This is a genomic window from Parahoeflea alexandrii (genome assembly GCF_024105735.1).
In the GTDB taxonomy this organism is placed as follows: domain Bacteria; phylum Pseudomonadota; class Alphaproteobacteria; order Rhizobiales; family Rhizobiaceae; genus Hoeflea; species Hoeflea alexandrii.
In genome coordinates this window covers 453,381-467,431 of record NZ_JAAAML010000004.1, presented here as the reverse complement: position 1 = coordinate 467,431, position 14,051 = coordinate 453,381, and the positions used below count along the sequence as shown (strand labels likewise).

At 62.4% G+C, this 14,051-nt stretch carries 15 protein-coding genes; 5 read left to right on the top strand and 10 right to left on the bottom strand.

Annotated elements, in window-relative coordinates; all coding sequences use genetic code 11:
- The first annotated feature begins 9 nt into the window (after positions 1-9).
- From GTW23_RS21475 to GTW23_RS21460, 4 genes are read left to right on the top strand one after another with little or no spacing between them, the layout of a single operon-like run.
- On the top strand, positions 10-1,251 hold the full coding sequence (locus GTW23_RS21475; protein WP_152010127.1) for a carbohydrate ABC transporter permease: 1,242 nt from the start codon (positions 10-12) through the stop codon (positions 1,249-1,251).
- Between the two features lie 11 nt (positions 1,252-1,262).
- Positions 1,263-2,402, top strand: a complete 1,140-nt coding sequence (locus tag GTW23_RS21470; RefSeq protein ID WP_152010126.1) for a carbohydrate ABC transporter permease — start codon at positions 1,263-1,265, stop codon at positions 2,400-2,402.
- 10 nt (positions 2,403-2,412) lie between these two features.
- Positions 2,413-4,089: a beta-galactosidase BglA gene (gene bglA / locus GTW23_RS21465; protein ID WP_375589556.1), complete on the top strand. Its 1,677-nt coding sequence runs from the start codon at positions 2,413-2,415 to the stop codon at positions 4,087-4,089.
- A gap of 33 nt (positions 4,090-4,122) precedes the next feature.
- Positions 4,123-5,211, top strand: coding sequence for an ABC transporter ATP-binding protein (locus GTW23_RS21460; RefSeq protein ID WP_252917429.1), 1,089 nt, complete (start codon positions 4,123-4,125; stop codon positions 5,209-5,211).
- A 126-nt stretch (positions 5,212-5,337) separates the two neighbouring features.
- Here the strand turns inward: GTW23_RS21460 and GTW23_RS21455 are convergent, their stop codons facing one another.
- From GTW23_RS21455 to GTW23_RS21425, 7 genes are all read right to left on the bottom strand, one after another.
- Positions 5,338-5,574, bottom strand: a complete 237-nt coding sequence (locus tag GTW23_RS21455; RefSeq protein ID WP_152010123.1) for a hypothetical protein — start codon at positions 5,572-5,574, stop codon at positions 5,338-5,340.
- A gap of 101 nt (positions 5,575-5,675) precedes the next feature.
- Positions 5,676-5,912 (bottom strand): hypothetical protein, encoded by a 237-nt coding sequence (locus tag GTW23_RS21450; protein ID WP_152010122.1) that lies wholly within the window; start codon positions 5,910-5,912, stop codon positions 5,676-5,678.
- Positions 5,913-6,121: 209 nt separating this feature from the next.
- The gene (locus GTW23_RS21445; RefSeq protein WP_252917428.1) at positions 6,122-6,349 is read right to left on the bottom strand and encodes a hypothetical protein; all 228 of its coding nucleotides are present in this window, start codon (positions 6,347-6,349) and stop codon (positions 6,122-6,124) included.
- 989 nt (positions 6,350-7,338) lie between these two features.
- Positions 7,339-7,578 (bottom strand): hypothetical protein, encoded by a 240-nt coding sequence (locus GTW23_RS21440; RefSeq protein WP_252917427.1) that lies wholly within the window; start codon positions 7,576-7,578, stop codon positions 7,339-7,341.
- A 109-nt stretch (positions 7,579-7,687) separates the two neighbouring features.
- Positions 7,688-7,927, bottom strand: a complete 240-nt coding sequence (locus tag GTW23_RS21435; RefSeq protein WP_152010120.1) for a hypothetical protein — start codon at positions 7,925-7,927, stop codon at positions 7,688-7,690.
- Positions 7,928-8,035: 108 nt separating this feature from the next.
- Complete coding sequence (locus GTW23_RS21430; protein WP_152010119.1) at positions 8,036-8,275, bottom strand: hypothetical protein; 240 nt, start codon at positions 8,273-8,275, stop codon at positions 8,036-8,038.
- Positions 8,276-8,498: 223 nt separating this feature from the next.
- On the bottom strand, positions 8,499-8,726 hold the full coding sequence (locus tag GTW23_RS21425; protein WP_152010118.1) for a hypothetical protein: 228 nt from the start codon (positions 8,724-8,726) through the stop codon (positions 8,499-8,501).
- 766 nt (positions 8,727-9,492) lie between these two features.
- On the opposite strand from GTW23_RS21425, the gene GTW23_RS21420 reads away from it, so the two are divergent.
- Positions 9,493-9,891, top strand: a complete 399-nt coding sequence (locus tag GTW23_RS21420) for a hypothetical protein (RefSeq protein WP_193217339.1) — start codon at positions 9,493-9,495, stop codon at positions 9,889-9,891.
- A 54-nt stretch (positions 9,892-9,945) separates the two neighbouring features.
- Here the strand turns inward: GTW23_RS21420 and edd are convergent, their stop codons facing one another.
- From edd to zwf, 3 genes are all read right to left on the bottom strand, one after another.
- Positions 9,946-11,763 (bottom strand): phosphogluconate dehydratase, encoded by a 1,818-nt coding sequence (gene edd / locus GTW23_RS21415; RefSeq protein WP_252917426.1) that lies wholly within the window; start codon positions 11,761-11,763, stop codon positions 9,946-9,948.
- Positions 11,764-11,856: 93 nt separating this feature from the next.
- On the bottom strand, positions 11,857-12,579 hold the full coding sequence (pgl, locus tag GTW23_RS21410) for a 6-phosphogluconolactonase (protein WP_252917425.1): 723 nt from the start codon (positions 12,577-12,579) through the stop codon (positions 11,857-11,859).
- Entirely contained in the window at positions 12,566-14,041 is a 1,476-nt protein-coding gene (gene zwf, locus GTW23_RS21405) for a glucose-6-phosphate dehydrogenase (protein ID WP_252917424.1), read from the bottom strand. Before zwf ends, pgl begins: the two co-directional genes overlap by 14 nt.
- Between the last annotated feature and the right edge of the window lie 10 nt (positions 14,042-14,051).

Sequence of the window (14,051 nt, the reverse complement as noted above, 5' to 3'; positions counted from 1 at the left end):
AGGGAAGGGATGCATCCGGCACTGCAGGGCTTGATCACCATCATCGTCGGCGTCGGCGGATGCGTAGGTTACTTCTATTTTTCCAACCAGTTTCTCGACCGGGTTCTGTTCCCGGCCAGGGGCGAGAATGCCGGTCGCAACATCAACCGGGCCAACCAGATAAGGCCCTGGCTGTTCATGTTTCCCGCGCTGTTCGCGCTCGGCCTTTACCTTGCCTATCCGGTGTTCGCCACGTTCTGGCTGTCCTTGACCGACCGCGATGCCGGCGGCGCGTTCGTCGGTCTCGCCAACTACATCCAGATGGCCGGCGAGCCGAAATTCTGGGAAGCCATGAGCAACAACATGCTCTGGCTGGTGATTGTGCCGGCGTTCTCCACCGCCTTCGGGCTTCTCGCCGCCCAGCTCACCGACCGCATCTCCTGGGGTGGCATCGCCAAGTCGCTGATCTTCATGCCGATGGCGATCTCCTTCGTCGGCGCCGCGGTGATCTGGAAACTGGTCTATGACACAAGGCCCGCCGGCCAGGACCAGATCGGTATCCTCAACGCCGTCTGGCTGGCTTTCGACGGCGGATCGTTCTCGGTGCTGTTTCTCAAGATCGTTCCGCTGCTGTTGATCGCGGGTTTTGCGGTGCTGATGGGGCTCGCCATCTACCAGACCCTGCGTCCGGTCCTCGGCCGGGAGAAGGGCCATGGCAAATCGCACTGGTGGGCTCATGTCCTGCGCGGCGTCATCACCATCGCTGCTCTGTGGATGATCTGGCTGTCGCTCGGTGCGATCGTCTCGCTTTTCTCAGCCACGCTGCCCTATGGCGAACCGCAGACATGGCTGACCATCCCGTTCTGGAACTCGATCTTCCTGATGGTCGTGCTGGTCTGGATCCAGACCGGTTTTGCCATGGTGATCCTCTCGGCCGCGCTGCGCGGCATTCCCGAGGAAACCATCGAGGCCGCCGTCATCGACGGCGCCAACCCGTTCCAGATCTTCTTCAAGATCAAGGTGCCCCAGATCATGAGCACCATCGTCGTGGTCTGGACCACCATCACCATCGTCGTGCTCAAGGTCTTCGACATCGTCTTTGCCATGACCAACGGCCAGTGGGAGACCCAGGTTCTCGCCAACTACATGTACGACAAGCTGTTCCGCGCCAATGACTGGGGCGTCGGCTCCGCCAGCGCCATGGTGATCATGCTGCTGGTCACGCCGATCCTGGTCTGGAATGTCTACAACGCCCGCAAAGAAACGCGCTGAGGGAGAAGGTGATGCACGCAACATCGAAAAAATCGCCTCTCGTCTGGGTCGTTCACATCTCGGTCGTGGCCCTTGTCGCGCTCTGGCTGTTCCCGACCGTCGGTCTGTTCGTGTCCTCCTTCCGCACCGCCGACCAGATCGCCAATTCGGGCTGGTGGGCGTCGCTTTTCACCCAGGAACGCCAGGCCCCGGCGATCCGGATCGAGGGCGCGGAAGAGCAGGTTGACGGCGAATTCGTCATCGCGGGCAATCTCTTCGAGGCCGGCAATGTCACCATCAGCCGCTGGGGCACCAGTTCGCGCGAACCCGAGGCCTACGAGCCGGATCAGGTGGTTGATCTGGGCGACGGCGAGCGCCTGACCGTGGCCGAGAACGGCGCCTTCCGCCTGTCCGCGCCTCAGAGTTTCGGCAACAGCCGTCTGCCGCGGGTCTTCACCACGGCCACGCGTCCGCCCGAGTTCACGCTCGAGAACTACCGCTTCGTACTGTTTGATCCCAACAACCGTGAGGGCATGGCCAAGGCCTTTTTCAACACGCTGACGGTCACCATACCGGCAACAATCATTCCCATCGTGATTGCCGCCTTCGCCGCCTATGCGCTGGCCTGGATGCGGTTTCCCGGGAGATCTCTGCTCATCGCTGCGGTCGTCGGCCTGCTTGTCGTGCCGTTGCAACTGGCGCTGATTCCGCTCCTGAAGCTGCACAACGACATCGGCATCGGCAAGGGCTATCTCGGGGTCTGGCTGGCCCATACCGGTTTCGGCCTGCCGCTGGCGATCTACCTGTTGCGCAACTACATGGTTGGCCTGCCGCGTGACATCATCGAAAACGCCCGCGTCGACGGCGCCACCGATTTCCAGATTTTCGTCAAGATCATCCTGCCGCTGTCGTTTCCGGCGCTGGCCTCCTTTGCCATCTTCCAGTTTCTCTGGACCTGGAATGATCTGCTTGTCGCACTAGTCTTTCTCATTGATTCGACCGGCGAAACCACCGTCATGACCAAGCAGATCGTCGAACTGCTCGGCACCCGCGGCGGCAACTGGGAGATCCTGGCAACCTCCGCCTTCGTCTCGATCGCGGTGCCGCTGGTGGTCTTCTTCGCCATGCAGAAATATCTCGTGCGCGGTCTTCTGGCCGGGTCCGTGAAATAAAGAGGCTTTTATGAAAACCATGACACTTGCCGGCAAGCGGCAGCAAACTGGCGCCGAGATGACAGCTGATGCCGAATGGTGGCGTGGTGGTGTCATCTATCAGGTCTACCCGCGCTCCTACCAGGACACCAGCGGTGACGGCGTTGGCGATCTGATCGGCATCGCCGAGCGGATCGAATACATCGCCTCGCTTGGCGTCGACGCAATCTGGGTTTCCCCTTTCTTCACCTCGCCGATGAAGGATTTCGGCTATGATGTGTCGGACTACACCAATGTCGAGCCGATGTTCGGCACGCTTGGCGATTTCGATCATCTGGTCAAGGTGGCGCACGACCACGGCATTCGCATCATTATCGACCTGGTGCTCTCCCACTCGTCGGACCAGCATCCCTGGTTCATCGAAAGCCGCCTGGACCGCACCAATCCCAAGGCCGACTGGTATGTCTGGGCCGAACCCAAGCCCGATGGCACGCCGCCCAACAACTGGTTGTCGATCTTCGGCGGTTCCGCCTGGCAGTGGGACGGCAAGCGCGAGCAGTATTACCTGCACAATTTCCTCACCTCGCAGCCCGACCTGAACTTCCACAACGAGGAAGTTCGCCAGGCTCTGCTTGACGTGGTGCGTTTCTGGCTCGACCGGGGCGTTGACGGCTTCCGGCTCGACACCATCAACTTCTATTTCCACGACAAGGAACTGCGCGACAATCCACCTCTCGCAAAGGAACTGCGCAACGATTCCATTGCGCCGGCGGTCAACCCCTACAACCATCAGCTCCATGTCTATGACAAGAACCGTCCGGAAAACCTCGAGTTCCTCAAGCGCTTCCGCGCCCTGCTCGACGAGTATCCCGGCACCACGGCGGTGGGTGAGGTGGGCGATGCCCAGATCGGGCTGCAGATCGTTGCCGACTACACCTCCGGCAATGACAAGATGCACATGTGCTATGCCTTCGAGTTCCTCTCCAATACGCGGCTGACCGTCGACCGTGTGCGAACCGTCATGACCGATTTCATGACGGCGGCGCCGGAAGGATGGGCCTGCTGGGCCTTCTCCAACCATGATGTCGTCCGCCATGCCACCCGTTGGGGCGACCATGTCAATGACAGGGAGCGGTACATGCGGCTGCTCGCAGGACTGATCATGTCGCTGCGGGGCTCGGTCTGTCTGTACCAGGGCGAGGAACTCGGCCTGACCGAAGCCGACTTGGCCTTCGAGGACCTGCAGGATCCCTACGGCATCCAGTTCTGGCCCGATTTCAAGGGGCGCGACGGTTGCCGGACGCCGATGGTCTGGTCCGAGCACGAGCAGTGCGCCGGCTTCACCAGCGGCGAACCCTGGCTGCCGGTTCCCCCCGAGCATCGGCAGCTGGCGGTTGACGCGCAGGATCATGTCCAGGCTTCGATGCTCAACCACTACCGGCGCCTGGTTGCGTTCCGCAAGGCGCACCCGGCGCTGGTCAAGGGCAGCCTCGAATTCGTCGAAACCGGCGATGCCGTGCTTTCGATGGTCCGGCGCGATGGCAACGAGGCAATCTTCTGCGCCTTCAACCTGAGCGAAGAGATGCAAGTGATCGAGCGTCCCGAAGGCGCGCTCGAGCCGCTCGACGGGCACGGTTTTTCGGGATTCCTGCGACCGGATACGATAGAAATATCACCTTATGATGCTTTTTTCGCCAGGCTCGGGTGAAGCCAGTTCAGGCGTGAGGGGGAGGAGATTTGCATGGCCGGCTTGAAACTTGAGGGCTTGAAGAAGTCCTACGGCGCCGTTGACGTGATCCACGGGGTCGACCTGGAAATCCGGCAGGGCGAGTTCATCGTCTTTGTCGGCCCTTCCGGCTGCGGCAAGTCAACGCTTCTGCGGATGATCGCGGGGCTGGAGGAGATCACCGCCGGCACGCTGGAAATCGACGGCATGGTGGTCAACGACGTGCCGCCGTCCAAGCGCGGCATTGCCATGGTGTTCCAGTCCTATGCCCTCTATCCGCACATGACGGTCTACGACAACATGGCCTTCGGTCTGCGCATTGCCGGCCAGAGCAATGACGAGATCGACCGCCGGGTGCGTTCCGCTGCCTCGATCCTGCAGCTTGAGGATTACCTCGACCGGCTGCCAAAGGCACTCTCTGGCGGCCAGCGCCAGCGCGTCGCCATCGGGCGCGCCATCTGCCGTGATCCCAAGGTCTTCCTGTTCGACGAGCCGCTGTCCAACCTCGACGCCGCCCTGCGCGTGGCGACGCGCATCGAGATCGCCAAGCTCAATGAATCCATGCCCGAGACCACCATGATCTACGTCACCCATGACCAGGTCGAGGCAATGACCCTGGCCGACCGCATCGTGGTTCTGTCGAAAGGTGTGATCGAGCAGGTCGGTCCGCCGATGGAGCTCTACGACCGGCCGCAGAACCTGTTCGTGGCGCAATTCATCGGGTCGCCTGCAATGAACATCATTCCAGGCACGATCGAAAGCACCGGAGACAGCGCCACCATCGCCTTTGCCAATGGCAAGTCGGTGGAAACCGGCATTGCCGTTGCCGACGCAGACAAGGGCAGGAAGGCGTCCTTCGGCGTCAGGCCGGAAGACCTTGTGGCGACCACCGGCGACGACTTCCTGTTCGAGGGCACGGTGTCGATCGTCGAGGCTCTGGGCGAGGTCACGCTGCTCTATGTCGAGGATCTGACCGAGGACGAGCCGATCATCGCCAAGATGCCCGGCCATCAGCAGGTTAGGCGCGGCGACAAACTGCGCTTCACCGCCGACAAGGCCAAGCTGCATCTGTTCGATACCGCCGGAAACACCTACCGCCGCTGAAAGAACACGACCTCAACGAAAAAGCCCCGGCCTTTCGGTCGGGGCTTTTTACAGGGCGCGGGGGCGAGCGCCCTGGCGAAGGACAATCCGGTTGGGAGGAGCCCGGCCTGTCCGTCGGTTTCGTGCTTAGCGGTTGAACTGCAGTGCGGTGTAGCCGTTCGCCGGATTGTCGGTCGAGGGAATGCGCACAGTCGAAGCGGTCGCGGTGTAGTCGACGCCACCCATGGCGCTCTTTGCGGCATGTTCGATAGCGGCCGGGCCGTAAACCGGTGCGTTGAGTTCGACATAGTCGTTGGGCGACTGGGCGAAGGCGCCGGTGGAAGCTGCGAGGGTCAGGCCGAGGGCGATGAGGATCTTGTTCATGGTCTTGTTCCTTTGTGTGTCTGGTTAAGCTGTGTGAGTGTGGTTGCGGGAAGGGAGAGGCCCGATGGTCAACGCCCGGGCCCCTTTTCCCTCAGGCCGGCTTAGCGGTTGAACTGCAGTGCGGTGTAACCGTTGGCAGGGTTGTCGGTCGAAGGGATGCGGACGGTGGAGGCGGTTGCGGTGTAGTCGACGCCGCCCATGGCGCTCTTTGCGGCATAGGCTTCTGCGGCCGGGCCGTGGACCGGAGCGTTCAGTTCGACATAATCGTTGGGTGACTGGGCGAAGGCGCCGGTGGAGGCTGCAAGCGTCAGGCCGAGGGCGATGATGATCTTGTTCATGGTCTTGTTCCTTTGTGTGTCTGGTTCAATTGTTTGGTCTGAAGGGTGCGATCCGTGTCCGGGGCGCTCCGTTTTCATGACCCGTGTTCGAAGGTCATATGAGCAGTACGGGCGGGCTTGGAAAAAAGTTTCACGTCTCTTTTGTCTGCCCCTGCGGCGGGGGATGAAGCCGGCTGGAGGTGCCCGGCTTCATTCCCTCGTGGCCGGCCTCAGCGGTCAAACTGCAGCTCGGTGTAACCCTTCTTGGTTTCCGGAGCGCGGTCGAACGAGGCGGTCGCCGTGTAGTCGATGCCGCCCTGGGCGCTCTGTGCGGCATGGGCTTCGGCAGCCGGGCCGTGGACCGGTGCGTTCAGTTCAACCCAGTCGTTGGGGGACTGTGCGAATGCGCCGGTGGAGGCTGCGAGGGTCAGGCCGAGGGCGATGATGATCTTGTTCATTGTGGTCTTCCTTGTGTTTCGGTTTGTGTGTCTGTTTCGACAGTTCATGTTCAACTTGGTCTGGAGCGGTGACCCGGGGATCGTCTGCCGATCTGCTGTCCGGGCCGCGCCGTTCCGATGACCAAGAGATAGGCTGGGCCCGGATGACTTACGAACCACATGGCCGTGATCGCCAGGGGATGAAAACGTGATCCAGCGCGACTGATCCGATCGAAGAGGCAAGTTTTAATTAATAAATACAATGAGTTAGGTTGAGATTTCGATACGTGGTGCGCGACCGGCGTCAACCGTGGCACACCCTCACCGTTCACAATCCGGCGCTTGCTGCGCTCTCGAAACCCCGGAAATCCGGGCTTCCCTGCGGGCGTCGATTTTGCAGAAATTTTCCACCTTTTCGCCCGCCTTGAGGCCCGCGCCAGGCGCTCTCACGGCCGTTCACGCAACGCGTGATCGGCCTCGACCGGAAGTGATGAAAATACGATCTATTCCTGCCTGACCGCACCCGTTTTCAGGTCGCAAGCCGCCTTCGCCGCCTCGCTAGTTCGGCCCGGATGAAGCGCCAGGCGCCAGCCGAAATGGCCGGAGCCGCACAACAATGACCGGGATGGGGCGGCGGCTGTGCGGGCCGTTGACTGTCCATTGCCGGACACAAGCTTGGGTCGGTAGAAAGGAAGAGTGGGGGACATGGCAGTTCTGAACGCCAGCCCAGGGCCGGCGCCGGTCTGTGCGATTTGGGGGCGCTCTGGGCGTCTGCGGGATCGCGGTCACGCAACGCGCCAAGTGAGCAGGCATTTGCCGCGCTTTGCTGTGCGGCCGGTCATCAGAAGCCGGCTTGGGCAGCGCCGATCATGTCAGCGGCGAAGCGGGGAGCCCGCAAACGAAAAATGCCCCGGTCGTCGACCGGGGCATCTTGCAAGGAACGTTCGGAAGGGGAGTCCGAACGGGCTGATGCCGGTGGGAGGAACCCGGCAACAGCCTTTCGTGCGTCCTTAGCGGTTGAACTGCTGCGCGGTGTAGCCGTTCTGTTCCGGATTGTCGGTCGACGGCGTACGGACGGTGGAAGCGGTTGCGGTGTAGTCGACGCCGCCCATGTCGCTCTTTGCGGCATGTTCCATGGCGGCCGGGCCGTGCACCGGTGCGTTCAGTTCGACCCAGTCGTTGGGCGACTGTGCGAAGACGCCGGTGGAAGCTGCGAGGGTCAGGCCGAGTGCGATAAGAATCTTGTTCATTGTGGTAGTCCTTTCATGCTGGGGTGAAGACCAGTGGTCTTCGGTTTGCGGTCCTCAGGCGGACGAAGCCGGTTGGGAGGAGCCCGGCTTCATCCGCGGGATGCCGCTGTTAGCGGTTGAACTGCAGCGCGGTGTAGCCGTTCTGTTCCGGGTTGTCGGTCGAAGGCGTACGGACGGTGGAAGCGGTCGCGGTGTAGTCGACGCCGCCCATGTCGCTCTTTGCGGCATGTTCCATGGCGGCCGGGCCGTGGACCGGTGCGTTCAGCTCGACCCAGTCGTTGGGCGACTGTGCGAAGGCACCGGTGGAGGCTGCGAGGGTCAGGCCGAGGGCGATAAGAATCTTGTTCATTTGGGTAGTCCTTTCGTGATTGGGTGAAGACCGGGGTCTTCGGTTTGCGGTCCGGCGGCGGATGAAGCCGGTTGGGAGGAGCCCGGCTTCATCCGCGGGATGCCGCTGTTAGCGGTTGAACTGCAGCGCGGTGTAGCCGTTCTGTTCCGGATTGTCGGTCGAAGGCGTACGGACGGTTGAAGCGGTTGCGGTATAATCGACGCCGCCCATGTCGCTCTTTGCGGCATGTTCCATGGCGGCCGGGCCGTGGACCGGTGCGTTCAGTTCAACCCAGTCGTTGGGCGACTGTGCGAAGGCGCCGGTGGAGGCTGCAAGGGTCAGGCCGAGTGCGATGATGATCTTGTTCATTGTGTTGGTCCTTTTGGTCTTAGTTCGATGTCTTGGTCGCGAGCGGGGAACCGGCGGACTGCTTGTTGAAGCTGTGTCCGGCCTGCGCCATCTCGATGATCTTTTTGAAGGCCATGGTCTGCAGAACGTTGGGGCTGGAGAAAAAGTTTCAGTGCCCTTTCGATTGCCACCGCGGCGGGGGATGAAGCCGGCTGGAGGTGCCCGCCTTCATCCCGTATGGCGATTAGCGGTTGAACTGCAGCTCGGTGTAACCCTTCTTGGTTTCCTGAGCGCGGTCGAACGAAGCGGTTGCGGTGTAGTCGATGCCGCCCTGTGCGCTCTGCGCTGCATGGGCTTCGGCTGCCGGGCCGTGCACCGGTGCGTTGAGTTCAACCCAGTCGTTGGGCGACTGTGCGAAAGCGCCGGTGGAGGCAGCGAGGGTCAGGCCGAGGGCCATAATCATCTTGTTCATCGTGTTCATCCTTGTGTGTCGGTTAGGACTGTTGGTCGTTGATCTGGTCTGAAACGGTGGCCCGTTGATCATTGTCCGATCGGCTGAGCGGGCCGCGCCGTTTCGATGAACCAGAGATGGGCCTGCGGCAGATGACTTGCGAAACACATGGATGTGATCGGCATGCGATCATGGCGTGACAAAGCCATGGGGCATTTTGTCAGGGAACTATTTTTATCGTTATATATCAGATGGATAGATTCGGGTGCCGGCTGTGATGACCGGATTTCGCGTCAACCCGGACTGTCATGCACCGTTCACAATTCCGCACTGTCAGGAAACTTGAAAGCCCGGATTTCGGCGGTTTCCCACATCGAGGAAAATGCGCCATTTTTCTCGGCTTGGGTTGGCCCGTGATCCCGGGAAAGGCCATTCTCACGGCTTCTCACGAACGCGTGATCGGTCTTTACGGCATGTGATTAAAATACGTCTTGTTTCCAGCCGGTTTTGAAGTCTCTCGCGGGGCCGGATCAGAGCCTTTGAGCGAGGTTCTCAACCGGATCGCTCGCCCTTTGCAATCCTTGCGGTCAGTTTATGCCTGCGTCTTGACCGATGCGCAGAAGCGCGAAATGCAGCAGGAATCGTTCTTTAGATCTGCCTTAAATGATTAAAATCAGATACTTAGACCGCCTCGCGATCATGATCCGTTAATCTTCCAGTGCTATCGTGGGTTCCATTGAAAACACATGGCCACCGGGGATGGGGCCAGGAACAAGGGGAACGTTACATGGCTGCGGGGACAAACTATCTGCAGAGAGAAGAATCCTTCATGTACGACCGCGAGGTCAGGTACAAGATGGAAGAAACAATGAATGAAGCCCGGATCGAATACACCGAGAAGGGCGTCATGCACATGGCGTCGCGCCGCTGCCAGCTGATCGGCATTTCGCCGGCCAGCGCCGTTCTCGGTATCCTGACCCAGTTCAAGCTGCCGCAGGAATTCAATCTCGATGTTCCCGAGGCGCGGATTTCCAGCGTCGGCTGCGTGCTGACCCGCACCTACACCAACAACACGGTCGAAGTGCGCTTCCTGCGGTTGCTCAACGACAAGGAACTGCACCGGATCTACGTCTTCAGCGCTCACCCCAACCATCGCGACCACGTCATGGACGTGCGCTCCTGGTAGGCGGATTGGCGGATCCGGCCGGCGCGGCCGTCGGGCCGCGCGGCACTCCGTCCTTTAGTAGAGAACGCTGGCGCCCTCATCGGCGGTGCCGGCGTTGTCTCTGAGCCGCGCGAACAGCTCCCGGCCCAGGCCCCATTCATTGTGGCTGAGGTCGGCGGTCGCCGGTTCCCGCGCTGTAAATTCTTCTGCCGGCACCAGAACCTCCAGCGATCCCGTCACCGCGTCGAGACGGATCATGTCGCCATCCCGTATCCGGGCGATCGGCCCGCCGTCCTTGGCCTCCGGTGTGACGTGGATCGCCGCGGGCACCTTGCCTGAGGCGCCAGACATGCGGCCGTCGGTCACCAGCGCCACGGCCTGGCCCCGGTCCTGCAAAACGCCCAGCGGCGGGGTCAGCTTGTGCAACTCCGGCATGCCGTTGGCCTTCGGGCCCTGGAACCGCACCACGGCGACGAAGTCGCCGACGAGTTCGCCGGCCTTGAAGGCGTCCTGAAGCCCGTTCTGAGTGTCAAACACCCGCGCGGGCGCTTCCACCACGTAGCGCTCCGGTTTCACCGCGGAGATCTTGATCACGCCCTTGCCGAGATTGCCGGTGAGCATCTTCAAGCCGCCATTGGGCTGGAACGGCTTGTCCGCCGTTGTCACCACCTTCGCGTCACCGCTGACTTTTGCGATCGGCTCGCGCACCACTGCGCCGTTCTCGCCGAGCCTGGCTTCCACAGCATAGGAAGAAAGCCCCTTGCCCCACACGGTGCGGACATCCTCGTGCAGCAGCCCGACCGAGAGCAGCTGGTCGATCATGAAACCGAGGCCGCCGGCCGCATTGAAATGGTTCACGTCCGCCGGCCCGTTCGGATAGACCCGGGCCAGAAGCGGCACCGCATCCGAGAGCTCTGAAATGTCTTCCCAGGTCAGCCGGATCCCCGCCGCCCGCGCCATGGCGACGAGGTGCATCGTGTGGTTGGTCGACCCGCCGGTGGCATGCAGCCCGACAACGCCGTTGACCACCGAGCGCTCGTCGATCATTTCGCCCACCGGGGTGAACTCGTTGCCGAGCGCGGTGATCGCCAGCGCCCGCTTCGTGGCTTCCGCCGTCAGCGCATCCCTGAGCGGCGTCCCCGGATTGATGAAGGACGCTCCGGGCATGTGCAACCCCATGATCTCCATCAGCATCTGGTTGGAGTTGGCGGTGCCGTAGAAGGTGCAGGTACCCGGCCCGTGGTAGGATTTGGATTCGGCCTCCAGCAGTTCGGCCCGCCCGACCTTGCCTTCGGCATAGAGCTGGCGGATCCGCACCTTCTCGTCGTTGGAAAGCCCGCTGGTCATGGGACCTGCGGGAATGAACACCGCCGGCAGATGGCCGAAGCTCAGCGCCGCGATCGTGAGCCCCGGCACGATCTTGTCGCAGACCCCGAGATAGACCGCCGCGTCGAACATGTTATGCGAAAGGCCGACGGCTGCCGCCATGGCGATCACGTCGCGGGAGAACAGCGACAGCTCCATGCCGGGTTGGCCCTGGGTGACGCCGTCGCACATCGCCGGCACGCCGCCCGCCACCTGCGCCACGCCGCCTGCCTCGCGTGCAGCCTTGCGGATCAGCTCCGGATAGGTCTCGAACGGCTGATGCGCCGACAGCATGTCATTGTAGGAAGTGATGATGCCGAGATTGGGCACCACGTCTTGGGCCAGATTGGCCTTGTCGTTCGGCCCGCAGGCGGCAAATCCGTGCGCCAGGTTGCCGCAGGAAAGCGTCGAGCGGAACGGGCCTTTCGTCGCCATCTCGCGCAGATGCGACAGATAGGTTTCGCGGCTTGGCTTCGAGCGTTCGACGATACGGGCGGTGACGGCTGCAATGCGGGGATCGACAGTCATGGCTGGTATCCTTTTGTTCGGTTTGGGTGAGGGCCCCCAAGACTCCATGGGCCCTCTCGCCGCCCGGCCGGTGCCGGGCGCAGACTCGGACGCTCAGGGCGCCCAGTAGATCTCGACCGGCGTCTTCGCGTGCCGCAGCACCGCGCGCACTGGCATCTCGGCTTCCGGCCCGGCGCCGAGCGCCTTGGCCAGCACGGCCTTCTTCTGCTCCCCTTCTATATGGAGCACCAGAAGGCCCGCTTCCACAATCCGCGGCAGCGTCAGCGTCAGTCTCGGCTCTCCCGCGCCGGGCGCCTCGATCGCCATCACGCTTTGCGCGCAGGCGGGATCGGTAACATCCTCAAGCGTGGAACCGTCTGGGAAGAACGATGCGGTGTGCCCGTCGGTTCCCATGCCCAGCACCACCACGTCGAAGGGCAGGGCCATGGCATCGATTGCGGCCGAGGCGGTCCGCGCCACGTCCGCCGCATCACCCTTGCTGGTGTAGAGTGGCACAAACCCGGCTTCCGCAGCCCGGTTCTGCAACAGATATAGGCTCGCCAGCCGGTGGTTCGAGCGCTCGTGCGAGGGCGGTACCATGCGTTCGTCGACCAGCGTCACCGTCACCTTGTCCCAGGCAATCGGCTTTCTCGACAGCGCCGCGAAGAAGGCTTTCGGCGTGGTCCCGCCCGACACCGCCAGTGTTGCCTGGCCGCGTTCGCCGATCGCCGCCGCCAGTGCGCCAGCCACCCTGTCGGCCAGCGCCTCGGCCAGGTCCGCCCCATCGGCGAAATCCGAATTCCTGGTATCGGCCTGTCCGGCGTCAGTCGCTTTCATGCCAGGTCCTGCCGTCGCGTTCGATCAGCGCAATCGCCTGGCTCGGTCCCCAGGTGCCTGCCGTGTAGGGCTGCACCGTCTGTCCGGTCTCTTCCCAGGCGGTCAGGATCGGGTCGACCCAGTTCCAGGCCGCTTCCACCTCGTCGCGGCGCATGAACAGGGTCTGGTTGCAGCGGATGACGTCGAGCAGCAGCCGCTCATAGGCGTCCGGATTGCGCTGCTCGAACCGGTCGGCGAAGCTCATGTCCAGCGAGACGTGTCTGAGCCGCATGCCGCCCGGTCCCGGATCCTTGATCATGATCCACTGCTTGACGCCCTCGTCGGGCTGCAGCCGCATCACCAGCTTGTTGGCGGTGATCCGCCCGGCGCTCGGTCCGAAGATCGAATGCGGGATCGGCTTGAACGCCACCACGATCTCCGAGATCCGCTCGCTCATGCGCTTGCCGGTCCTGAGATAGAACGGCACGCCGGCCCAGCGCCAGTTGTTGATTTCGGCCTTGATGGCGACGAAGGTCTCGGTGTTGGAGACCCCGCCCTCAAGTTCCTCGAGATAGCCCTTCACAGGCCCGCCTGCCGAGGCGCCCGCCTTGTACTGGCCACGCACGGTCAGGGTGTCGGCATTGTCCTCGGTGATCGGCTTGAGCGAGCGAAGAACCTTGAGCTTCTCGTCGCGCACCGCCTCGGCGTCCATCGAGGCCGGTGGCTCCATCGCCACCAGGCACAAGAGCTGCACCAGGTGGTTCTGCACCATGTCGCGAAGCGCGCCCGCCTTGTCGTAATAGCCGGCGCGGCCTTCAAGCCCCACCGATTCCGCCACCGTGATCTGCACATGGTCGATATGCGCCGAGTTCCACAGCGGCTCGTAGAGCGCGTTGGCGAACCTCAGCGCCATCAGGTTCTGCACCGTTTCCTTGCCGAGATAATGGTCGATGCGGTAAATCTGCTCTTCGGTGAACACCTCGCCGATGGTCCGGTTCAGCGCCCGCGCCGATTCGAGATCCCGCCCGATCGGCTTTTCCACCACGATCCGGGTCTCGCCGGTCACCAGACCGTTGGAGCGGATCTTTTCGGAAATGTCGCCGAACAGCGCCGGTCCGACGGCGAGATAGAACGCCCGGACCCGGTCCTGGCCCTCGTCGAGCAGCGCTTTCAGTTCCGGCCAGCCCTTCTCGGACCTGGCGTCGACGGCAACGTAGAACAGCCGCTTGAGGAAGGTCTCGACCTCGTCGTCGTGGTATTCGCCCTTCTTCAGGTGCTCCTTCAGCGCTGCCTGCGCGAAGCCGCGATACTCGTCATGGCTCATCTCCGAGCGCGACGCGCCGATGATCCGTGTCGGATCGGTCAGCTGGCCGGCCATCTGCCGGTGATACAGCGCCGGCAACAGCTTGCGCTCGGCAAGGTCCCCGGTGCCGCCGAAGACGACATAGTCAAACGGGTCGACCGGAATGATGATCTGGCTCATTGCATGGCAT